The 20,642-nt window shown below is 64.9% G+C and carries 21 protein-coding genes; 14 read left to right on the forward strand and 7 right to left on the reverse strand.

Features of this window, described 5'->3' with window-relative positions:
* Positions 1 to 55: 55 nt before the first annotated feature.
* From AACH32_RS12630 to AACH32_RS12655, 6 genes are read right to left on the reverse strand one after another with little or no spacing between them, the layout of a single operon-like run.
* The gene (locus tag AACH32_RS12630; protein WP_338599960.1) at positions 56 to 1,252 is read right to left on the reverse strand and encodes an electron transfer flavoprotein subunit alpha; all 1,197 of its coding nucleotides are present in this window, start codon (positions 1,250 to 1,252) and stop codon (positions 56 to 58) included.
* 4 nt (positions 1,253 to 1,256) lie between these two features.
* Entirely contained in the window at positions 1,257 to 2,054 is a 798-nt protein-coding gene (locus AACH32_RS12635; protein WP_338599962.1) for an electron transfer flavoprotein subunit beta/FixA family protein, read from the reverse strand.
* Between the two features lie 23 nt (positions 2,055 to 2,077).
* Positions 2,078 to 3,235: an acyl-CoA dehydrogenase family protein gene (locus AACH32_RS12640; protein WP_338599964.1), complete on the reverse strand. Its 1,158-nt coding sequence runs from the start codon at positions 3,233 to 3,235 to the stop codon at positions 2,078 to 2,080.
* A 54-nt stretch (positions 3,236 to 3,289) separates the two neighbouring features.
* The gene (plsX, locus tag AACH32_RS12645) at positions 3,290 to 4,318 is read right to left on the reverse strand and encodes a phosphate acyltransferase PlsX (RefSeq protein ID WP_338599967.1); all 1,029 of its coding nucleotides are present in this window, start codon (positions 4,316 to 4,318) and stop codon (positions 3,290 to 3,292) included.
* Positions 4,319 to 4,328: 10 nt separating this feature from the next.
* Positions 4,329 to 4,508 carry a 50S ribosomal protein L32 gene (gene rpmF / locus AACH32_RS12650; protein WP_338599970.1) on the reverse strand — a complete coding sequence of 60 codons (180 nt, stop codon included), beginning with the start codon at positions 4,506 to 4,508 and terminating at the stop codon, positions 4,329 to 4,331.
* A gap of 51 nt (positions 4,509 to 4,559) precedes the next feature.
* On the reverse strand, positions 4,560 to 5,075 hold the full coding sequence (locus AACH32_RS12655) for a YceD family protein (protein WP_338599973.1): 516 nt from the start codon (positions 5,073 to 5,075) through the stop codon (positions 4,560 to 4,562).
* Positions 5,076 to 5,374: 299 nt separating this feature from the next.
* On the opposite strand from AACH32_RS12655, the gene greA reads away from it, so the two are divergent.
* From greA to AACH32_RS12725, 14 genes are all read left to right on the forward strand, one after another.
* Positions 5,375 to 5,857: a transcription elongation factor GreA gene (gene greA / locus AACH32_RS12660; RefSeq protein WP_338599975.1), complete on the forward strand. Its 483-nt coding sequence runs from the start codon at positions 5,375 to 5,377 to the stop codon at positions 5,855 to 5,857.
* Between the two features lie 91 nt (positions 5,858 to 5,948).
* The gene (locus tag AACH32_RS12665; protein WP_338599978.1) at positions 5,949 to 7,178 is read left to right on the forward strand and encodes an AmpG family muropeptide MFS transporter; all 1,230 of its coding nucleotides are present in this window, start codon (positions 5,949 to 5,951) and stop codon (positions 7,176 to 7,178) included.
* 152 nt (positions 7,179 to 7,330) lie between these two features.
* Positions 7,331 to 8,404: an FtsH protease activity modulator HflK gene (gene hflK / locus AACH32_RS12670; RefSeq protein ID WP_338599981.1), complete on the forward strand. Its 1,074-nt coding sequence runs from the start codon at positions 7,331 to 7,333 to the stop codon at positions 8,402 to 8,404.
* Positions 8,404 to 9,378: a protease modulator HflC gene (hflC, locus tag AACH32_RS12675; RefSeq protein WP_338599984.1), complete on the forward strand. Its 975-nt coding sequence runs from the start codon at positions 8,404 to 8,406 to the stop codon at positions 9,376 to 9,378. Before hflK ends, hflC begins: the two co-directional genes overlap by 1 nt.
* Positions 9,379 to 9,578: 200 nt before the next feature.
* A complete protein-coding gene (rplU, locus tag AACH32_RS12680) occupies positions 9,579 to 9,890 on the forward strand; it encodes a 50S ribosomal protein L21 (protein WP_338599986.1) in 312 nt (103 codons plus the stop codon).
* Positions 9,891 to 9,915: 25 nt separating this feature from the next.
* Entirely contained in the window at positions 9,916 to 10,170 is a 255-nt protein-coding gene (rpmA, locus tag AACH32_RS12685) for a 50S ribosomal protein L27 (protein ID WP_338599988.1), read from the forward strand.
* 94 nt (positions 10,171 to 10,264) lie between these two features.
* On the forward strand, positions 10,265 to 11,284 hold the full coding sequence (gene obgE / locus AACH32_RS12690) for a GTPase ObgE (protein WP_338599990.1): 1,020 nt from the start codon (positions 10,265 to 10,267) through the stop codon (positions 11,282 to 11,284).
* A complete protein-coding gene (gene proB / locus AACH32_RS12695; RefSeq protein WP_338599993.1) occupies positions 11,271 to 12,434 on the forward strand; it encodes a glutamate 5-kinase in 1,164 nt (387 codons plus the stop codon). Before obgE ends, proB begins: the two co-directional genes overlap by 14 nt.
* Positions 12,416 to 13,672, forward strand: a complete 1,257-nt coding sequence (locus tag AACH32_RS12700; protein ID WP_338599996.1) for a glutamate-5-semialdehyde dehydrogenase — start codon at positions 12,416 to 12,418, stop codon at positions 13,670 to 13,672. Before proB ends, AACH32_RS12700 begins: the two co-directional genes overlap by 19 nt.
* The gene (gene nadD / locus AACH32_RS12705) at positions 13,672 to 14,328 is read left to right on the forward strand and encodes a nicotinate-nucleotide adenylyltransferase (RefSeq protein ID WP_338599998.1); all 657 of its coding nucleotides are present in this window, start codon (positions 13,672 to 13,674) and stop codon (positions 14,326 to 14,328) included. The genes AACH32_RS12700 and nadD overlap by 1 nt, the downstream gene beginning before the upstream one ends.
* A gap of 63 nt (positions 14,329 to 14,391) precedes the next feature.
* On the forward strand, positions 14,392 to 14,763 hold the full coding sequence (gene rsfS, locus AACH32_RS12710) for a ribosome silencing factor (RefSeq protein ID WP_338600000.1): 372 nt from the start codon (positions 14,392 to 14,394) through the stop codon (positions 14,761 to 14,763).
* A gap of 13 nt (positions 14,764 to 14,776) precedes the next feature.
* Positions 14,777 to 16,336, forward strand: coding sequence for a 2,3-bisphosphoglycerate-independent phosphoglycerate mutase (gene gpmI, locus AACH32_RS12715; RefSeq protein WP_338600002.1), 1,560 nt, complete (start codon positions 14,777 to 14,779; stop codon positions 16,334 to 16,336).
* A gap of 4 nt (positions 16,337 to 16,340) precedes the next feature.
* Positions 16,341 to 17,849 carry a M48 family metalloprotease gene (locus tag AACH32_RS12720; protein WP_338600005.1) on the forward strand — a complete coding sequence of 503 codons (1,509 nt, stop codon included), beginning with the start codon at positions 16,341 to 16,343 and terminating at the stop codon, positions 17,847 to 17,849.
* A gap of 21 nt (positions 17,850 to 17,870) precedes the next feature.
* Entirely contained in the window at positions 17,871 to 18,413 is a 543-nt protein-coding gene (locus tag AACH32_RS12725) for a DUF2059 domain-containing protein (RefSeq protein WP_338600007.1), read from the forward strand.
* A gap of 70 nt (positions 18,414 to 18,483) precedes the next feature.
* Here the strand turns inward: AACH32_RS12725 and fusA are convergent, their stop codons facing one another.
* Complete coding sequence (gene fusA, locus AACH32_RS12730) at positions 18,484 to 20,532, reverse strand: elongation factor G (protein ID WP_338600010.1); 2,049 nt, start codon at positions 20,530 to 20,532, stop codon at positions 18,484 to 18,486.
* Positions 20,533 to 20,642 lie beyond the last annotated feature (110 nt).

Raw genomic sequence — 20,642 nt, forward strand, 5'->3', positions numbered from 1 at the left:
TAACACCTTTCGAGGGCCAAGGCCCTTATCTAGCCATCAGCGAACCGGCCGGGGTCTAGCCCTGGCCGCGCAACTGTTTCAGGCGCGACAGCATGGCCGGCGCCACCTTAAACAAGTCCCCTACTATACCATAATGAGCCACATCGAAAATGGGCGCGTTGGGGTCCTTGTTGACCGCCACTATAGTATCAGAACCCTGCATACCCACAAGATGTTGTACCGCGCCGCTCACTCCGAGGGCTACATACAGCTTGGGGGCCACGGTGCGGCCGGTCTGGCCCACCTGATGAGCGTGGCCGATCCACTCCGAGTCCACCGCGCCCCGGGTGGCGCCCACCACCCCGCCCAGGGCCTCGGCCAGCTGGCCCACCAGCTGGAAGCCCTCGGGGCCGCCCACGCCACGCCCGCCGGTTATCACCACGTCGGCTCCGGTCAGGTTGACGTTCTCCTCCAGGGACTGAACCACCTCCAGCACCTTGGTGAGGGATTTCTCCTCATCACTCAGGCTGACCGTTACCAGCCGGCCTTGGGCCCCTTGGCGCAGCTCGCCGCGCTTCATCACCCGAGGCCGCACCGTGGCCATCTGGGGCCGGGCGGAGGGGCAGACGATGGTGGCCATGATGTTGCCGCCAAAGGCGGGGCGGGTCTGCAACAAGAGCCGCTTTTCCGGATCGATGGCCAGCCCGGTGCAATCGGCGGTGAGGCCGGTGGCCGCCGCGGTGGCCACCCGGGGAATCATGGAGCGGCCGATGGAAGTGGCTCCGGCCAGGAGCACCTCGGGCTTGTATTCGGCGATGAGCCGGGCCAGCACCTGGCAGTAGATGTCGTCGTTGAAATCGGCCAGGCGGGGGTCGTCGGCCGCGTAGACCACGTCGGCGCCCATGGCGAACAACTCGCCGGCCGCGCCGTCCAGGCCGTGGCCCAACACCACCGCGCCCAGTTCCACGTCCAGCTGCTCGGCCAAGCGGCGGCCCTGGCCCAAAAGCTCGGCCACCACCTCGGGCATCTGCCCGGCGCGCACCTCGGCATAGACCCACACGCCCTTGGCCTCGGCGGCCCGATCGTCCTGGGCCCGCTCCACCTCGGGCACGGTGATGGCTCCCTCGGGACAGACGTCCGCGCAGGAGCCGCACAGGGTGCAGGCGTCGCTTACCTCGGGAACCTCCCGCTTCATCTCCACGGCGTCAAAGGGGCAGGCGTCCACGCACTGTTCGCAGCCGATGCAAAGTTCTTTGTCGATGATCACGCCCACGGTCCTAGCTCCCCAGCATGATGACCTGGTTTTCGACCAGGGCGTCTATCACTTGAGTTCCCATCTCATCGTCGCTGCCCTGAAGCCTGCGACGATCACCGCTGTGAGTGGGAGCGAAGACCTTGACCACCTGGGTGAAGCTGCCGGCCAGGCCCACCTGTTCGGCCGTGAGGCCCAACTCGGCGGCGCCCCGCATGGGCACTACGTATTTCTTGGCCCTCATCTTGCCCTTGAGCGACGGCGGCCGGGGTTCGCCCACCTCGCGCACCACGGTCATCAGCGCGGGCAGGGGCAACTCAACCACGTCGTAGCCGTCGTCCATCTGGCGTTCCACCACCAGGCGCTCGCCGGTGATCTCGCGGAAGCCCTTGACAAAGGCCACGTGGGGCAGGCCCAGGCGCTGGGCGATACCCGGCCCCACCTGGGCCGTGTCGCCGTCCACCGCCTGCTTGCCGCAGATCACCAGATCCACGCCGCCCAGGCCCTCGATGGCCCCCGCCAGGGTGGCGGTGGTGGCCCAGGTGTCGGCCCCGGCAAAGGCCCGGTCGCTCAGGAGCAGGCCCTCGTCCACGCCGAAGCCGATGGCCTCCTTGATGACCGCCTCGGCCTGGGGCGGGCCCATGGTGATGGCCACGATCTCGCCGCCGGCGGCCTCTTTGATGCGCAGGGCCGCTTCCAGGGCGAACAAGTCAAAGGGGTTGACGATGCTCTCCACCCCCTCGCGCTTGAGGGTGTGGGTTTCGGGGTCCAGCTTGACGTTGGCCGTGTCCGGAACCTGCTTGATGCAAACTGCGATCTTCATCTAAAAACGTGCTCCGAGACGCCTTACTTGCTGCGCCCGTACTCCTTGTTCAACTCCTGCCCGATGACGTTGCGTTGAATTTGGTTGGTGCCTTCGTAAATCTGGAGAATCTTGGCGTCGCGCATCATCTTCTCCACCGGATACTCGCGCATGTAGCCGTGGCCGCCCAACACCTGCACGGCGTTGGTGGTCACCCGCATGGCCATGTCGGTGGGGAAGACCTTGGCCATGGCGCTGACCTTGGAGAAGTCCTTGGCCCCGGAGTCGATGTAGCGGGCGGTGGCATAAACCAGGGCCCGCGCGGCCTCCACGTCCACGGCCATGTCGGCCAGCATGTGGCTAACCGCCTGGAAGGTGATGATGGGCTTGCCGAACTGCTTGCGCACCCTGGCGAAGGACGCGGCCTCGTCCAAGGCGCCCTGGGCCACGCCCACCGCCTGGGCGCCCACGCCGGGGCGTGACTTGTCAAAGGTGCGCATGGCCACCACGAAGCCCAGGCCTTCCTTGCCCAGAACGCGGTCGGCCGGGATGCGGCAGTCGTTGAAGATCAGCTCCGCCGTGGCGCTGGCCCGGATACCCATCTTGACTTCTTTTTTGCCGATGCTGAAGCCGGGATCGTCGGCCTCGACGATGAAGGCGGTGGCCCCGCGGGCCCCCTTGTTGCGGTCGGTGATGGCCACCACCGTGTACACCCCGGCCTCGCCGCCGTTGGTGATCCACTGTTTGGAGCCGTTAAGCACGTAGGAATCGCCGTCCTTGACCGCCTCGGTCTTGATGCTGCCCGCGTCGGAGCCCGAGGAGGACTCGGTGAGGGCGAAGGCGCAGAGTTGCTCGCCGCTGCCGATCAGGGGCAGATACTTTTCCTTCTGGGCCTCGCTGCCGAACAAGAGCATGGGATAGGCGCCCAGGAAGGAAGCCGCGTAGCTGGTGGAAACGCCGCAGCAGGCGCGGGAGAGCTCTTCCACCGCGATGCAGTTTTCCAGGCAACCGCCCCCCAGGCCGCCGTACTGCTCGGGAATGATGATCTGGAACAGGTCGGCCTGGGCCAGGGCTTTCATGATCTCGTGGGGAAATTCTTCCTTTTCATCCAACTCGGCCCGGACCGGCTTGATGCGCTCTTCGGCGATCTGCCGGCAGAGGTCGCGGATCATTTCCTGTTCTTCGGTGAAGAAATAGTCCATCTATCTTTCTTTCTCCCCTGGTTCTGCGGCTCGGCAACGAAGGTGCCGGATTCTTTAGGAGTGGGCTATGTCGCCCAGAAGCCGTCCGCGGTACTGTTCCAGGCCCTCGGCCAAGTGGCGGGTCACTTCGGCGCGCACCGTGTTGGAGGCCATTTTGACCGCCGTGGCGATTGCCTTGGGCGAGGAAGCGCCGTGGGCGATCAGGCCGACCCCGTTGATGCCCAAAAGGGGCGCGCCCCCGTAGTTGGAATAATCGAGCCGGCTGGCCACGTCGCGGAATTGCTCCCGCAAAAGCAGGCCGCCCAAGCGGGCCTTGATGCTGTGGGCCATGTATTCCCGAAAAAAATACTCAAAGGTGTCGGCAAAGCCTTCCACCAGCTTGATGCAGACGTTGCCCACGAAACCGTCGCAGACGATGACCTGGGTCTCGCCCACGAACATGTCGCGGCCTTCCACGTTGCCGATGAAGTTGAGGCCGCTGTTTTTCAGGTGCTCGGCGGCCTGCTTTACCGCCGTGTTGCCCTTGCCGGGCTCCTCGCCGATGGAGAGGATGCCGACCTTGGGCCGGCTGAGCCCCATCACCCGCTCGGCGTAGACCGAGCCCATGTAGCCGAACTGCATGAGCATGAGCGGGCTGCAATCAACGTTGGCCCCCACGTCTATGAGCAGAGTGGGCCCCCTTAGCGCCGGGAAGGCCGAGGCCAGGGCCGGGCGGTCCACCTCGGCCAGACGGCCCATGACCACCGCGCCCAGGGCCATGGTGGCCCCGGAGTTGCCCGCGCTCACCACCGCGTCGGCCTCGCCGGATTTGTGCAGGTCGTAGCAGACCCGGATGCTGGAGCCGGGCATGCGCCGCAGGGCCACGCTGGGCGACTCGTCCATGGCCACCACCTGGGCGGCCGGATGGAGGCTCAGGCGCGGCGACGACGCGTTCTCCCGCTCCAGCAGGGGCTCCAGAACCTCCGGCTGACCCACCAGGACGATTTCCACGTCGGGCGGCGTTTCAGCCAAGGCATGCAGGGCGCCCTTGACCACCGCCTCGGGGGCGTTGTCGCCGCCCATGCCGTCCAGGGCAATGCGCATTTACTGGTGCCTAGTCCTCGGCCTTGGCTACCTGGCGGCCCTTGTAGGTGCCGCAAGACGGACAAACCCTGTGGGGCATCTTGGCCTCGCCGCACTGGGGGCAGGCCACCGGGTTGGGCAGGGTGATCGCGTCATGGGAGCGGCGTTTGTCGCGCCGGGTGGTGGAATGACGTCTCTTGGGAACAGCCATCTTTGTTAACTCTCCACGAGAGCGGCCGCGTGGGCCGCGGGGTTTGCGGGACTATTTCTTTAGCTGGGACAGCTTGGCCCAGCGGGGATCAACGTTGTCTTTGCGGCAGCAGGCTTCGCCCGGCTTCACCGGCTTTCCGCACACCGGGCACAGGCCCGCGCATTGTGGACGGCACAACGGGGCCATGGGCAGGGCCAAGCCGATTTCATCGCGCAAGGCCTGGCCAAGGTCCACCCGGCCGTCCTCGTAAAAGGACACCTCCAGCTCATCCTCGGCCAGTTGGATCTCCTCGCGATCCTCCTGGACCAAGGGGCGAAAGGCCCAATCCAGCTCGCCCTCCAGACGCAAGGGCACCGGACCCAGGCAGCGGCTGCACGACAAGACCAAATCCGCGTTATAGGCGCCTCTGGCCGTAACCATGTCGCCGTCGCGTTCCAGCCACAAACGTGCCGAAGGCGCTTGTTGCACCGCCTCGACCTGGGGGCCCAGATCCTTGGGCCCGGCCGCGGAATCGCTGAAGGAAAGCTCCATGCCTTCCGCGGGGATGTCGGTCAACGCGACCTTCATGGCCTCACACCCTGAGCCTGATGTTGACTATAGCAAACCGCCCCGGCTGTCAAGCCTCAGCCGGGGCTAATTGCTCAAGGGCTTTCAGGGAGTTCCCCGGTCAGCCTCGTCCCTTGAACGGGTTTTGTAGTATAACATCGGCCTTGGGGCTTAACAAGGTGGGCAGGTTCAATTAATGAGGGGCGTTGAGCCCCGTGTCCCATGGTGTTATACTCTTCATCGATGGCGCGGACCCCGCGGTCCGCGCCGCTGGTTTACCCCTTTTGCGCCACGCGTTGGCGCCCATCGAGGAGTGACAGTTGTCGCGTTCGCTCATAAGCCGTCCAGGCTATCAAAACCTGCAAGATCAGCTAGTAAACCTGCGCAAGATTGAGCTCCCGGCCAACGTTCGGGCCATCGAGGAAGCGCGGGCCCACGGCGATTTGAGCGAAAACGCCGAGTACCACGCGGCCAAGGAACGCAACGCCATCATCATGTCCAAGATATCGGAGCTGGAGACCCTGCTGGCCACCGCCGAGGTGGTGGACCCCCTGCCCGAGCCCAACGGCCGGGTGGTGTTCGGCTGCCGGGCCACGGTCTACGACGTTGAGGGCGACGAGGAACACAGCTACCAGATCGTGGGATCCGCCGAAAGCGACGCCAACTGCGGCCGCATCTCCATGACCTCGCCCATCGGCCAGGCCCTGTTGGGCAAGGAAGAAGGCGACGAGATCAAGGTCAAGACCCCCGGTGGAATGCGCATCCTGGAAGTGGTCAGCGTGGAGCTGGTCGAAGTAGAGTGATGGTCCCGGCGCCCCTAATCCGCCTCAAAACAGCCCCCGTATCCATTTCATACGCACCCGGCCCTTCGGCCCCCGCCGCGTGGGTTCACCCATGAGCGGCCTGATCCGCCAGATATTCAACACCCGCATGCTGGTGTCGCTGCTCATGGGCTTTGCCTGCGGGCTGCCCCTGCTACTCACCATCAGTCTGTTGCAGGCCTGGATGCGCCAGGAGGGGGTGGACCTGGCCACCATCGGGCTCATGGCCCTGGTGGGCCTGCCCTATACCCTCAAGTTCCTGTGGGCCCCGCTGCTGGACCGCTACACCCTGCCCTTTTTGGGCCGCCGCCGGGGCTGGATGCTGGTGGCCCAGCTCTGCCTCATGGCCGCCATCGTGGGCCTGGGGTTCACCCAGCCCGCCCAACAACCCACCATGGTGGCCCTGGTGGCCCTGCTGGTCACCTTTTTCAGCGCCACCCAGGACATCCTGGTGGACGCCTATCGCCGGGAAGATTTGAGCGACGAGGAGCTGGGCCTGGGCTCCTCCTTGTACGTAAACGGCTACCGGGTGGGCATGCTCCTGGCCAGTGGCGGGGGCATGATCCTGGCCGACCACATCAGCTTCACCATGGTCTACATGGTCATGGCCGGCACCATGCTGCTGGGGGTGTTCACCACCCTGCTCTGCCACGAGCCGCCCCACCCCGGCGGCACCCCCCGCACCCTCAAGGAAGCGGTGGTGGAGCCCTTTGTGGAGTACTTCCAGCGCTCCGGGGCCCTGGGCCTGTTGGCCTTCGTGCTGCTTTACAAGATCGGCGATTCCATGGCCTCCACCATGACCACGCCTTTCTACCTGGACCTTGGGTTTTCCAAGACCGAAATCGGGGCGGTGGTCAAGCTTTTCGGCTTCTGGGCCACCATTGCCGGCGGCCTGCTGGGAGGCATCATCATCCTCAAGCAGGGCATACGCCGTTGTTTGTGGATTTTCGGTGTGTTACAGGCATTGAGCACCGCGGGCTTCGCCGTGTTGGCCGGCCTGGGGCACCATCTCACGGGCCTGGCGGCGGTAATCGCCTTTGAGAACCTCACCTCGGGCATGGGCACCGCCGCTTTTCTGGCCTTCATGGCCAGCCTTACCGACCGGCGTTTCACCGCCACCCAATACGCCCTGCTCTCCAGCCTCATCGGAGTGCCCCGGGTGTTGGCCAGCGCGCCCACCGGCTGGATGGCCCAGGTCATGGGTTGGCAGGGTTTCTTTGTTTTTTGCACCCTGGCGGCCATCCCCGGCCTGGTCCTGCTCCTGCGCTACGCCCCGCTGCGCGACCCCGCCGGACCCAAGTGATCATGCCCGGCCGAAACCCCGGTGGCGCGCTCCCGCCCGGTGTGCCGCTTAACCTTGCCCCCTGCGCATGGGGCTGATATGCTTTCGGCAACAAGAATCGTCAACTTAGCACACCAACAGTTAACTTTTAGTTCCCCCTGCGAGGTGCAATTATGCCCATGGACTGGACCCCCCCACCCCGGGGGACCGGCCGGGAGCCAGACCTGAATAAGGTCATCAACGATTTCAAAAGCAAGATACCTGGTTTTAAAAAGGCCAAGGGCCTGTGGGTGGTGGTGCTCATCGTGGCCGCCATCGTTCTGGGCTCCACCGCCTATTACACCGTGGGGCCGGAGGAGAACGGCATCATCCTGCGCTTCGGGCGTTTCGTGCGCGAATCGGGTCCGGGCCTGCATTTCAAGCTCCCCTTGGGGATAGAAAACGCCATCAAGGTGAAAACCGGCCGGGTGTTCAAGGAAGAGTTCGGCTTCCGGGTCATCAGCCCGGGGGTGAGAAGCCGCTTCAGCGAAAAGGGCTACGCCGAAGAGTCGCTCATGCTTACCGGCGACCTCAACGTGATCGAGGTCAAGTGGATCGTGCAATACAAGATCCGCGACCCCCAGCTGTGGCTGTTCGCGGTGCGTGATCCCGTGGCGGCCATTCGCGACCTGTCGGAGTCGGTGATGCGCCAGATCGTGGGCAACCGCCTGAGCGACCAGGTGCTCACCTTGCAGCGGGTGGAGATCGCGGCCAAGGCCCAGGTGGAATTGCAAAAATTGCTGGACAGCTACAAAACCGGCGTGCAGGTGGTCACGGTCAAGCTGCAGGACGTGAACCCGCCCCCGCCGGTGCAGCCCGCCTTCAACGAGGTCAACGAGGCGCGCCAGCAAAAGGAGCGCATGATCAACGAGGCCCAGGAAGCCTACAACCGCGAGATACCCAAGGCCTTGGGCGAGGCGTCGCGCGTGGTTACCGAGGCCGAGGGCTATGCCACCGAGAAGGTGAACCGGGCCCAGGGCCAGGCCAAACGCTTTGAAGACGTTTTGGCCAGCTACCTCACCGCCGAGGACGTCACGCGAAGGCGATTGTACCTGGAGGCCATGCAGCGCATGCTCGCCAACACTCAAAAGATCTACGTGGTGGACGAACAGGTGCGCGGTTTGCTGCCCTTGTTGAACCTGGGCGCGGGCAAAGGACGGGCCACCAACCAAGACCTTGGCCAACCTCAGGGAAAGGGGGTGAAGTGATGGGTAAGAAAACTTTCCCTCTGGTAGTCATCCTGCTGGTCGCCGTCTTGTTGGCCTCGGGAGCCTTTTTCACGGTCACCGAGGGCCAGCAGGCCATCGTCACCCAGTTCGGCAAGCCGGTGGGCGGCCCCTACACCCAGGCCGGCCTCTATTTCAAGGTGCCCCTGATTCAGGAGGTGCACACCTTTGAGGAGCGTCTGCTTAAGTGGGACGGCTCGCCCAACCAGATCCCCACGCGGGACAAAAAGTACATCTGGGTGGACACCACCGCGCGCTGGCGCATAACCAACCCCCTGCGCTTTTTGCAGACCGTGGCCAGCGAGCGCGGGGCCCTGAGCCGCCTGGACGACATTATCGACTCGGTGGTGCGCGACCAGGTCAGTTCCAACCTCCTGGTGGAGCTGGTGCGCTCCAGCGACTGGATACCGGTTACGATCCTCCAGCGTGATGAAAAATACATGCCCACCTCCTCTGTTGCCTCCGGCGGCGAGGACGACCAAGCCCGCATCGACACAAAGGTGAAACGAGGCCGCCAGATCATCACCCGGGCCATGCTGGCCGAGGCGGCCAAGCTGACCCCCCAGTACGGCATCCAGGTGGTGGACATCGAGATCAAGCGCATCAACTACGTGGAAAGCGTGCAGAAGCAGGTCTTCCAGCGCATGATCAGCGAACGCAAGCGTATCGCCAGCCAGTACCGCTCCGAGGGAGAGGGTGATAAACGCCGTATTCTCGGGCAGATGCAAAAAGAGCTGGCCCGTGTCCGCTCCGAGGCCTACAAAAAGGCCGAGGAGATCAAGGGCCAGGGCGATGCCGATGCCACGCGTATCTACGGCGCTGCTTACGGACGCAACCCCGGCTTCTACTCCTTGTACAAAACCTTGGAGAGCTACGGTGGCGCCGGGACGGAGAAAAGCGACCTGATTCTTTCCACGGACAGCGACTTCTACAAGTACCTCAAGGCGCCCAAATAGGCTTCGCCTTGCCTTGTCCGGGCCGCCGCCGATGGCGGCGGCCCGTTTTATATAAATACTATGGCCCGGCGGGGTTGCGTTTGCGCCTCGGGGGGTGTATCTAAGGGCACGTTCACGCGCCGGATGGTCCGGCGCATCCCTTGACAGGGCTTAAACTTTTGCTATACTTCACCTTCTAAATTTTTGGAGGTGCAGCCACCATGTACGCAGTGATCGCCTCGGGCGGCAAACAATATAAAGTGGAAGCGGGCCAGGTGCTCCGTCTGGAGAAACTGGCCGGCGAAGTGGGCGAGAAGGTCCAGCTCGAGCCGGTGTTGATGATCGGCGGCGAAGGCGAACCCAAGATCGGCCAGCCCTTTGTGGAGGGCAGCAGCGTCACCGCTACCATCATCGACCAAGGCAAAGCCAAAAAAGTGGTTGTCTTCAAGAAGAAGCGCCGCAAGGGCTACAAGGTCAAAAGAGGCCACCGCCAGCCTTACACCGCGGTGCGCATAGAAGAGATTCCGGCTTAGGCCGCACGGATAAGGAGTCGACGGCATGGCTCACAAAAAAGCAGGCGGCAGCTCCCGCAACGGACGCGACACCGCCGGTAAACGACTGGGCGTCAAGAGCAGCGAAGGTTCCGCCGTCCGCGCCGGCAACATCATCGTGCGCCAGCGGGGCACCCAGGTCCATCCCGGCAAGGGCGTGGGCATGGGACGCGACTACACCATCTTCGCCGTCATCGACGGCACGGTGAAGTTCGAGCGGCTGGGACGCGACCGCAAGCAGGTCAGCGTATATCCCTTCTAAAAGGGGCTTTTGCCGGGCGGCCACGGGCGGTGCCGATTTGGGGGCACCCGGGCCGCCCTAGGTTTTGGATGGGCCCCGATCCGGGGTGTGAATCATGCGCTTCGTAGACGAAGCCATCATAGAGGTGGCGGCGGGCGACGGCGGCCACGGCTGCGTCAGCTTCCTGCGTGAGCGTTTCCGGCCCAAGGGCGGCCCCGACGGCGGCGACGGCGGCCGCGGCGGCAGCGTAATCATCCAGGCCACCAACCGGGTAACCACCCTGGCCGACCACAGCTACCTCAGACATTTCAGAGCCAAACGCGGCGGCCACGGCCAAGGGGCCAACAAGGCCGGCCGGGCCGGCGAGGACAAGCTGGTGCGGGTGCCGGTGGGCACCGAGGTCTATGACCACGAGACCGGCGAGCTTCTCTACGACCTGACCAGCGACGGCCAGGAAGTGGTCGTGGCCCAGGGAGGCCGGGGGGGCAAGGGCAACGCCCACTTCGCTACCAGCACCAACCAGGCCCCGCGCATGGCCCAGCCCGGCGGCGAGGGCCAGCAGTTCACCCTGCGCCTGGAGCTGAAGCTCTTGGCCGAGGTGGGCCTAGTGGGCCTGCCCAACGCCGGCAAGTCCAGCCTCATCACCGCGGCCAGCGCCGCCCGGCCCAAGGTGGCCGACTACCCCTTTACCACCCTCACTCCCAACCTGGGAGTGGTACAGTTGGAAGGCCGGCGGCCCTTTACCATGGCCGACGTGCCCGGCCTGGTGGCCGGGGCGCACCAGGGCGCCGGGCTGGGGCTCACCTTCCTCAAGCACGTGGAGCGCACCAGCCTGTTCCTCTACGTGGTGGACCTGGGAGCCGAGGACCCGGTGGCCGACCTGTGGACCGTGCGCGAGGAGCTCTTGGCCTACGACCCCCAGCTGGCCTCCCGAGCGGCCATGGTGGCGGCCAACAAGATGGACCTAAGCCAGGCCCAGGAAAACCTGGCCGGGTTCCGCCGCATGGTGGAGGAGCTGGGCCTGGAGGTCTGGCCAATAAGCGCCATGAGCGGCCAGGGGGTGCCGGAGTTGCTGTCGGCCCTGGCCGACAAGCTTCAAGCGAGCCGGGGAGAAGACCAAGGTGAGCAGGGCTGAGATAATCGAGGAAAGCCGCCGAGTGGTGGTCAAGGTGGGCTCCGGGGTGCTCACCGGCCCCCAGGGCCTGGACATCGCCCGGGTGGCCGACCTGGCCGGACAGATAGCCCGCCTGCGCGCCCGCGGCCTCCAGGTGGTGCTGGTCTCCTCCGGGGCCATCGCCACGGGCGCGGCCCACTTGCGCCCCGGTTTCACCCCCTCTTCCATACCCGAAAAGCAGGCCGCCGCGGCCATGGGCCAAGCCCGCCTCATGCAGGCCTATGAGGACGCCTTCGCCCCCCACGGGGTCAAGGTGGCCCAGGTGCTTTTGACCGGCGGCGACCTCAGGCGGCGCAAGCGCTACCTCAACGCCCGCAACACCCTCATCACCCTGTTGGGCTGGGGGGTGCTGCCCATCATCAACGAAAACGACACCGTGGCCGTGGCCGAAATCAAGCTGGGCGACAACGACAACCTGGCCGCCACCCTGACCAACCTGCTGGGCGTGGACCTGCTCATCAACCTGACCAACGTCAACGGCGTCATGGACGCCGATCCCCGCAAGGACCCTCTGGCCAAGCGCATACCCCTGGTGGAAAAGGTCACGCCTAAGCTTTTGAAGGCGGCCAGCTCCCTGCCCGGCTCGGTAGGGCGCGGCGGGGTGCTCAGCAAGGTCAAGGCCGCCGACAAGGCCGGACGCTGCGGGGCCCACACCATCGTGGCCGACGGCACGCGGGCGGGGGTGATCGACGAGCTGTGCGCCGGGCAAGACCTGGGCACCCTGTTTTTGCCCCGCTCCGAGCGTCTCACCCGGCGCAAGGCCTGGATCGCCTTTGACTCCGAGGCGGTGGGCGAGCTGGTGGTGGACGAGGGCGCGGTGCGCCCCCTGTGCGAGGGCGGCAAGAGCCTGCTGGCCGCCGGCATCCGCCAGGTGCGCGGCGACTTCCTGGGCGGCGCGGCGGTTCGCGTGGTGGGGCCCGGCGAGGTGGTCCTCGGGGTGGGGCTCACCAACTATTCCGCCGAGGAGCTGGCGGCCATCAAGGGCCTGCGCTCCCAGGAAATAGAAAGCCGCTTGGGGTATAAGGACTATGACGAGGTGATTCACCGCGACAATCTGGTGGTGTTCGATCTGGAAGATGGGGAGAGCGTGGCATGTCTGTTGAGCAGCTAGTCAAGGATATTTGCGTCCAGGCCCGCCAGGCGGCCCGGCGTCTGTCCGTGGTGCCCACCGGGGTGAAGAACCAAATCCTCTTGGATCTGGCCCAGGCCCTGGAGCAAAACGCCCCCGTCCTGCAAGAGGCCAACGCCCTGGATCTGGCCGCCGGGCGCGAGGCCGGGCTTAGCGCCGCCATGCTCGACCGCCTCACCCTGTCCGACAAGGTAATCGCCTCTATGGCCCAGGGTCTCCGAGACGTGGCCGCCCTGCCTGATCCGGTTGGAGAGATCACCGGCATGGCCCGCCGCCCCAACGGCCTATTGGTGGGCCGCCAGCGCATTCCCCTGGGGGTTATCGGCTTCATCTACGAGTCGCGGCCCAACGTCACCGTGGACGCGGCCGGGTTGTGCCTCAAGTCGGGCAACGCGGTGGTCCTAAAGGGCGGCAAGGAGGCCATCAACTCCAACTTGGCCCTGGCCAAGCTCATCGACCAGGTGCTGGAGGCCGGCGGCGTGCCCCAGGGCGCGGTAAGCATCATCCCCACCACCGACCGGGCCGCCACCACCGCCCTACTCAAGCAGGACGAGCTGGTGGACGTGATCATCCCCCGGGGTGGCGAGGGCCTCATCCGCTTCGTGGCCGAAAACAGCTCCATCCCGGTGCTCAAGCACTACAAGGGGGTGTGCCACCTCTATGTGGACCAGAGCGCGGACCACGACATGGCCGTGGCCATCGCCATCAACGGCAAGTGCCAGCGCCCCGGGGTGTGCAACGCCCTGGAGACCATGCTGGTGCACGCGGATGAGGCGACCGTGTTTTTGCCCAAGGCGGCCCAGGCCCTCATGGCGCAGGGGGTGGAGATTCGGGGCTGCCCCCGCACCCTGGAGTTGGTGCCCGGGGCCGTGGCGGCCCAAGAGGAAGATTGGCCCGCGGAGTTCCTGGATTTGATCCTGGCGGTGAAGGTGGTGGAGAGCATGGACGAGGCCATGGACCACATCGCCCGCTACGGCAGCCAGCACACCGAGGCCATCGTCACCAGCGACTACGCCAGGGGGCGGCGCTTCATCGACAGCGTGGACTCCTCCCTGGTGTTGGTCAACGCCTCCACCCGTTTCAACGACGGCGGGGAGCTGGGCCTGGGCGCGGAGATCGGCATCAACACCAGCAAGCTGCACGCCTTCGGGCCCATGGGGCTTACCGAGTTGACCACCACCAAGTTCATCGCCTTTGGCGACGGTCAGGTGCGTTCCTAGTGGGCAGCCGCGTGGGGATCTGCGGGGGAACCTTCGACCCCATACACCTGGCCCACCTGCGGGCCTCCGAGGAGGTGGCCGAGGAGTTGGCGCTGGACCAGGTGGTCTTCATGCCCTGCGCCTCGCCTCCCCACAAAAAACGGGTGCAGGCCTCGGCGGAGCATCGCCTGGAGATGGTGCGCCTGGCGGTGCAGGGCCATCCCGAGTTCGCGGTGAGCGATCTGGAGATCGTCCGGGGCGGAGCCAGCCGCACCCTGGACACCTTGGGACACTTGCTCGAGGAAGACCCCGAGCGCCAGCTCTTTTTCTTTTTGGGCAACGACCAGTTTTTTTATCTGCACACCTGGCATGAGCCCCGGCTACTGCTGGACATGGCCGATTTCGTGGTCATGGACCGGCCCTCTTCGCCGCGCTGGGATCTTTTGGACTATTTGCAGACCGAGCTGGACCCGGCTTTTGCCCCGGCTGAAGACGGCTGGTTCCGCCTGCCGGGCGGCAAGGGGGTGCGTCAGGTGGCCACCACCCTGCTGGACATCTCCAGCACCGACATCAAGCACCGGGTGGCCTCGGGGCGCTCCATCAGCTTTCTTGTACCCCAGGCGGTGGAAGACTATATTAAAAGCATGAAACTCTACACCAACGCGGGCCAAGACTAGGTGGAAACTCCCGTCAAAACCCGCATAAGGCCTCCCAAGCCGCAAAACGCCAGGGAGTTGGCCGTGCTATGCGCCGCCGCCGCCCTGGACAAAAAGGGCGAGGATCTGGTGGTCCTGGAGGTGGACCAGCTCACGGGATATGCCGATTATTTCATCCTGGTGAGCGGCCGCTCCACCCGCCAGGCCAGCTCGGTGGGCGAAAACATCGTCAGGGTGCTCAAAAAGGCGGGACGCCCGGCCCTGGGAATCGAGGGGCTCAAGGAAGGTCGCTGGATCTTGCTGGACTTCGGCGAGGTGGTGGTGCACGTGTTCCACCAGCCGGTGCGGAAATTCTACGACCTGGACTCCCTGTGGGGCGACGCCCCCCGGCTGGAGCCCCAAGCGGCGGAGTTGGCCGCCGCCCTTCCTCTGCCCGGCAAGCCCGCGACGCAATAAACAGGAGGACGCCATGCCGGCCCACGCCCCGGTTGCTTTGATCATTCTGGACGGTTGGGGCATCAATCCCGCGAAAGAGGGCAATGCCGTGGCCTTGGCCGACACGCCCTACATGGATTCGCTTTTTAAGGACTACCCCCACACCAGCCTGCTGTGCAGCGGCGAGGCCGTGGGGCTACCCGCCGGGCAGATGGGCAACTCCGAGGTGGGACACCTCAACCTGGGCGCCGGCCGCGTCGTCTATCAGGACATCAGCCGCATCAACAACGCCGTGGCCAACGGCGAGTTGGGCCAAAACGCCGAGTTTCAAAAGGCCTTCGCCGCCGCCAAAAAAGACGGCCACGCCCTGCACCTCCTGGGCCTGGTCAGCGACGGGGGGGTGCACTCGCTGCTCACGCACCTGGAGGCGCTGATTAGCGCCGCGGGCCAGGCCGGGGTGAAGCGCATCTTCATCCACGCCTTTTTGGACGGCCGCGACACCCCACCCGATTCCGGAGCTGGCTATCTCAAGCAACTCGAGGACTTTTTGAACGACAACTCCCCCGCCCTGCTGGCCAGCGTGACCGGGCGTTATTGGGCCATGGACCGGGACAAGCGTTGGGACCGGGTTCAAAAGGCCTACGACGCCCTGGTGCGGGGCAAGGGCCGCCTGGTGGGCGATCTGGTCACCGCGGTGGAAGAGGACTACTCCAACCAGGAGTTCGACGAATTCATCAAGCCCACGGTGCGCATGAACGAAGACGGCCAGGCGGTGGGCACGATCAAGGACGGCGACGCGGTCATCTTTTTCAACTTCCGCGCCGACCGGGCCCGGGAGCTGACCTGGGCCTTCAACGCGCCGGACTTCGACGGCTTCGACGTGCGCGATCGGCCCAAGCTGGGCTACTACGTATGCATGACCCAGTACGACCAGCATCTCCAGGTGCCGGTGGCCTTTGGACCCCAACGACTGGAAGACACCTTGGCCGAGGTGGTTTCACGGGCGGGCAAAAAGCAGTTGCACATCGCCGAAACCGAAAAGTACGCCCACGTCACTTTCTTCTTCAACGGGGGGGTGGAAGACCCGGTCCCCGGCGAAGACCGGGTGTTGATCCCCTCGCCCAAGGAAGTGGCCACCTACGACGAGAAGCCCGCCATGAGCGCGGTGGAGGTGACCGACGAGGTGGTGGAACGTATCGCCTCCGACCGATATGATTTAATAGTCATGAACTACGCCAACGGCGACATGGTGGGCCACACCGGGGTGTTGGCCGCGGCCGTCGCGGCCATGGAGACCCTGGACCGCTGCCTGGCCCGGGTGGTGCCCGCCCTGCTGATAGCCGGCGGCCGGGTGCTCTTGACCGCTGACCACGGCAACGCCGAACAGATGATCGATCCGCTCACCGGGGGTCCCTACACGGCGCACACCGTGGGCAACCCCGTGCCCTTGGTGCTTATAGACCCCGCGCGCCAGGACGCCTCCTTGCGCTCCGACGGCGCCCTGCGCGACGTGGCCCCCACGGTCCTGGACTTGATGGGCCTGGTTCCGCCCAAGGCCATGACCGGCAAGAGTCTGCTCGATACCGGAGAATAGACTTATGGCCCAGCGTCTGCTTTGCCTGCTGCTTTGCCTGGTCCTCCTGGGCGGCTTGCTGCCGCCTCCGGCCAGCGCTCTGATCAGCCTGGAAGAAGAGCGCAAGATGGGCGAGGAGGCCTATGCCGAGGTGATCGCCGCCATCCCCCTGGTGGACGACCCGGACATCGTGGATTACGTGCGCAACCTGGCCAAGCGCCTGGAAGCCTACGTCCCCGACAAGCCGTTTCCCTTTACGGTATACGTGGCCGACGTGGGGCAGATGAACGCCTTCGCCATCCCCGGCGGATATATCTTCATGTACCGGGGTATGATGACCGCCCTGGAAAGCGAAGCCGAGTTGGCCGGGGTGCTGGCCCACGAAATGGGCCACGTGTGGCGCCGCCATATAGCCAAGCGCATCGAAAAATCCAAGAGCACCAACCTTGCCAGCATTGCCGGGCTGCTGGCCGGCCTGGTTCTGGGAGGCATGGTCTCCCCGGCCCTGGGCCAGGCCCTGACCATGGGTTCGGTGGCCGGCGGTGTCCAACAGCAGCTGGCCTTCAGCCGGGAAGACGAGCAAGAGGCGGACTGGGCGGCCTTCAAGACCATGACCTCCGCCGGTTACCCACCCCGGGAAATGGAACGCAGCTTCCAGCGCATCTGGAAGACGGAAGACTACATGGGGGGCAACACGCCGGTTTACCTGCGCACCCACCCCACCGGGCCCCAGCGCATGGAGGCCATGGCCGACATGACCCGGACCTGGAAGGGCAAGCCCCTGCACTATGACAACAGCGAGTTCCTGCGCATCCAGACCCGCCTGATCGCCTTGTACGACCCCGAGCCTCAGGCGGAAAAGCTGTTGACCAACCGCCGCCTGAGCGACCCCAACAGCCCCTACCCCATTTATGGCTTGGCTCTGCTCAACATGAGGCGGCACCGCTACGAATCGGCCCTGCAGTTTCTGGAGCGCCTGGGCAAGCTGTGGCCGGACAACGTGTACCAGATCCGGGCCGAGGGGGTCTGCCGCCTGCTGATGGGCCAAGACGCCAAGGCCGAGGCGCTTTTGGAGCGCACCCTGGCCAAGAGACCCGACGATCAGGACACGCTTTTGGCCCTGGGGCAAGCATATCAGCGTCAGGGACGGCTCAACGAATCCGTCAAGGTCTTGCGCCGCCTGGTGGCCCAGGACGAAACCAATCAAGCCGCCCTGTACGAATTGGGCATCAGCCTGGGGCGCTTGGGCCAGGTGGGGGAAGCCTCCCTCTACCTGGGCCTTTCCTTTGTCCAGAGACACAATTACCGTTCGGCCCAGTACCATCTGAGCCGGGCGGTCAACAACCTGGCGGATAAGCCGGAACTTCAGGCCAAGGCCAAGCAGGCCCTGGAGCAGATGGATGTTAACGCCCGCCTCAAACGAAAGCGTCAGGCCAAAAAGGAAGACGAGCAACGCCCTAGCCCGTTCGTAAATTACGATCTGGACCGGCCCTACACCCTTCCTCTCATCCCGGCGCACCCATCCGGCCGCTAAAAGCGGCAAAAGGGAGTTTCAATGCGAAAGTTAGTATTGCTGTTGGGGTTGTGCCTTTGCCTCCTCCTGCCCTCCGTGGCCATGTCCGCCGACCAGCCCAGCGCCAAGGACACGGCCCAGCGCCTCCAGTCGGCCCAGGAGTATTGGAAACTCAGCGAGGTCCAAAAGCAGATCATGGACACCATCCAGCGCATCTCCGGCCAGCTGCCCCCGGACCAGCGCCAAAAGTTCATCGACCAGGGCAAAGCCTATTTCGATGAAAAACGCATCGCCGGCATCAAAAAACAGTGGGTGGCCATGTGCGCCGAGGTGTTCACCGCCAAAGAGCTTAAGGCCATGGTGAAGTTCTACGGATCGCCCGAGGGCATGGCCATCCGGGACAAGATGCCCAAGCTCATGGACGGCAACACCAAGGTAATCGGGGGTGAGTTGAGCGGGTTCATCAAGCAGGAGCAGACCCGTCTGGCCAAGGAAGCCCAAGAGAAGGCCAAGAAGGAGGCGGCCGCCAAGCCCGCCAAGACCCCGCCCGCCAAGGACGCCAAGCCCGCTGACGCCAAGAAATAGCCGTTCAGCGCCACAAATGAAACGGGCGCCCGGCTTGGCCGGGCGCCCGTGCTATTTTTTTTCGCCGGCCCTACTTCTTGCGGTCGCCGGTGCGGTCGTAATGGCCGAACTGCATGGTGAAGATGGCCCGGCCCTGGGTGGCGGAGCGCAGGTCGGTGCTGTAGCCGAACATGTCCCTAAGGGGCACCAGGGCCTTGACCACGTTGGCCCCGCCCTTGGGCTCCACCGCCTCCACCGAGCCGCCCCGGGCATTGAGGTCGCCGATGACCTCGCCCATGAACTCCTCGGGCACGATCACCTCCACCCTCATGATGGGCTCCAACAGGACCGCCGCGGCCTTTTCCAGGCCCTGTTTCAGGGCCATGGTGCAGGCCAGGCGGAAGCCCAGCTCGGTGGACAGGCCGGGGGTGAAAGTGCCGCCGGTAATGGTTACGGCGGTGTCCACCACCGGGTAGCCCATGACCACGCCGGAGGTGAGCCCCTCTTCCACGGCCCTTCCCAAGACCTCGTGATAATTCAGCGGCACCTGTTCCGGGTCGGCTTCCACCCGGAAGGTATTGCCGCCGCCCCGAGGGTTGGGCCTGATCTCCATGGTTATTGCGCCAACCTGGCGGTCGCCGCCCAACTCGCGGTCGAAGCCCATGGAGCTCTCCGCCGGGACGGTCACCGTCTCGCGGTAGACCACCTGGGGCCGTCCCACGTTCACGTCCAGGTTGAACTCGCGCTTCATGCGGTGCACCAGCACTTCCAGGTGCAACTCGCCCATGCCGCTGATGATGGTCTGGCCGGTGTCTTCGTCCATGCGCACCTTGAAGGTGGGGTCTTCATCGGCCAGCTTGTCCAGGCTGGCGGCCACCTTGTCCTGGTCGCCCACCGTCTTGGGCTCCACCGCCACGCTGATCACCGGCTCGTAGGTGTCTATGGGCTCCAGCATGATGGGGCGGTCCTTGGTGGCCAGGGTGTCGCCGGTGCTGGTGTTTTTAAGCCCCATCACCCCCACGATCTCGCCGGCCTTGGCCGCGTCCAGACGCTCGCGCTTGTTGGCGTGCATGCGCAGGATGCGGGCCACCTTTTCGTTCACGCCCTTGGCCACGTTGTATACCTCGGCCCCCGCCTTGAGGGTGCCGGAGTATACCCGCACGTAGACCAGCTTGCGGCCCTGGTCCATCTGCACCTTGAAGGCCAACGCGGACAAGGGAGCCCCGTCGTCGGCCTGGCGGCGCTCCAGTTCCCCGTTGCCCGGATCGGTGCCCTCCACGGGAGGCACGTCCAGGGGCGAAGGCAGGTAGTCCACCACCGCGTCCAACACCGGCTGCACGCCCTTGTTGCGCAGGGCGCTGCCCGCGAACACCGGCACCAGCTTGAGGCCGCAACAGGCCTTGCGGATGGCGGCCTTGATATCCTTGGACGGGATTTCCTCCTCGCCCAGGTAAAGCTCCATGATGGCGTCGTCGATCTCGGCCACCGCCTCCAACAGCGCCTCGCGGGCCTGGGCGGCGTCTTCGGCCATTTCCTCCGGTATGGGCTGGCGCACGTAGGTGGCACCCAATTCCTCGTCTTCCCAGACCAGGGCCTCCATGGAGATGAGATCGATCACCCCCCGGAAGTTGTCCTCCGCCCCCCAGGGTATGGTCAGCGGCAGGGGGTTGGCCCCCAGGCGCTCTTTCATCTGCACCAGCACGGCCTTGAAGTCGGCGCCGATGCGGTCCATCTTGTTGATGAAGGCGATCTTGGGCACCCGGTAGCGGTCGGCCTGGTGCCACACCGTCTCCGACTGGGGCTCCACCCCGCCCACCGCGCAGAACACCGCGATGACGCCGTCCAAGACCCGCAGGCTGCGCTCCACCTCGATGGTGAAATCCACGTGGCCGGGGGTATCGATGATGTTGAGGGTGTGCCCCTGCCATTCACAGGTGGTGGCCGCGCTGGTGATGGTGATGCCCCGCTCCTGCTCCTCGGCCATCCAATCCATCACCGCGGTGCCTTCGTGCACCTCGCCGATCTTGTGGGTGCGGCCGGTGTAATAGAGCACCCGCTCGGTAAAGGTGGTCTTGCCCGCGTCGATGTGGGCCACCACGCCAAAGTTGCGGGTTTTTCTGAGGCGGCCTTCGCCTGCCATTGATGCTCCTAAGTTCTCGAATAAAAAATGGCCGCCTGGATCCCGGCGGCTGCAGAAAACGTTATACTTGCGGGGCCTGATTGTCAAGCTGACGGCATCTGCCGGCCACC

Source organism: Desulfoferula mesophila, assembly GCF_037076455.1.
Lineage (GTDB): Bacteria > Desulfobacterota > Desulfarculia > Desulfarculales > Desulfarculaceae > Desulfoferula > Desulfoferula mesophila.

Excerpts from the sequence above, each read along its gene's own strand:
- fusA (WP_338600010.1), bottom strand. The coding sequence starts at position 20,532 with ATGGCAGGCGAAGGCCGCCTCAGAAAAACCCGCAACTTTGGCGTGGTG.
- AACH32_RS12720 (WP_338600005.1), top strand. The coding sequence starts at position 16,341 with ATGGCCCAGCGTCTGCTTTGCCTGCTGCTTTGCCTGGTCCTCCTGGGC.
- gpmI (WP_338600002.1), top strand. The coding sequence starts at position 14,777 with ATGCCGGCCCACGCCCCGGTTGCTTTGATCATTCTGGACGGTTGGGGC.
- AACH32_RS12655 (WP_338599973.1), bottom strand. The coding sequence starts at position 5,075 with ATGAAGGTCGCGTTGACCGACATCCCCGCGGAAGGCATGGAGCTTTCC.
- AACH32_RS12725 (WP_338600007.1), top strand. The coding sequence starts at position 17,871 with ATGCGAAAGTTAGTATTGCTGTTGGGGTTGTGCCTTTGCCTCCTCCTG.
- rpmF (WP_338599970.1), bottom strand. The coding sequence starts at position 4,508 with ATGGCTGTTCCCAAGAGACGTCATTCCACCACCCGGCGCGACAAACGC.
- rplU (WP_338599986.1), top strand. The coding sequence starts at position 9,579 with ATGTACGCAGTGATCGCCTCGGGCGGCAAACAATATAAAGTGGAAGCG.
- AACH32_RS12640 (WP_338599964.1), bottom strand. The coding sequence starts at position 3,235 with ATGGACTATTTCTTCACCGAAGAACAGGAAATGATCCGCGACCTCTGC.
- hflC (WP_338599984.1), top strand. The coding sequence starts at position 8,404 with ATGGGTAAGAAAACTTTCCCTCTGGTAGTCATCCTGCTGGTCGCCGTC.
- plsX (WP_338599967.1), bottom strand. The coding sequence starts at position 4,318 with ATGCGCATTGCCCTGGACGGCATGGGCGGCGACAACGCCCCCGAGGCG.
- AACH32_RS12700 (WP_338599996.1), top strand. The coding sequence starts at position 12,416 with ATGTCTGTTGAGCAGCTAGTCAAGGATATTTGCGTCCAGGCCCGCCAG.
- rpmA (WP_338599988.1), top strand. The coding sequence starts at position 9,916 with ATGGCTCACAAAAAAGCAGGCGGCAGCTCCCGCAACGGACGCGACACC.
- hflK (WP_338599981.1), top strand. The coding sequence starts at position 7,331 with ATGCCCATGGACTGGACCCCCCCACCCCGGGGGACCGGCCGGGAGCCA.
- AACH32_RS12635 (WP_338599962.1), bottom strand. The coding sequence starts at position 2,054 with ATGAAGATCGCAGTTTGCATCAAGCAGGTTCCGGACACGGCCAACGTC.
- AACH32_RS12665 (WP_338599978.1), top strand. The coding sequence starts at position 5,949 with ATGAGCGGCCTGATCCGCCAGATATTCAACACCCGCATGCTGGTGTCG.
- obgE (WP_338599990.1), top strand. The coding sequence starts at position 10,265 with ATGCGCTTCGTAGACGAAGCCATCATAGAGGTGGCGGCGGGCGACGGC.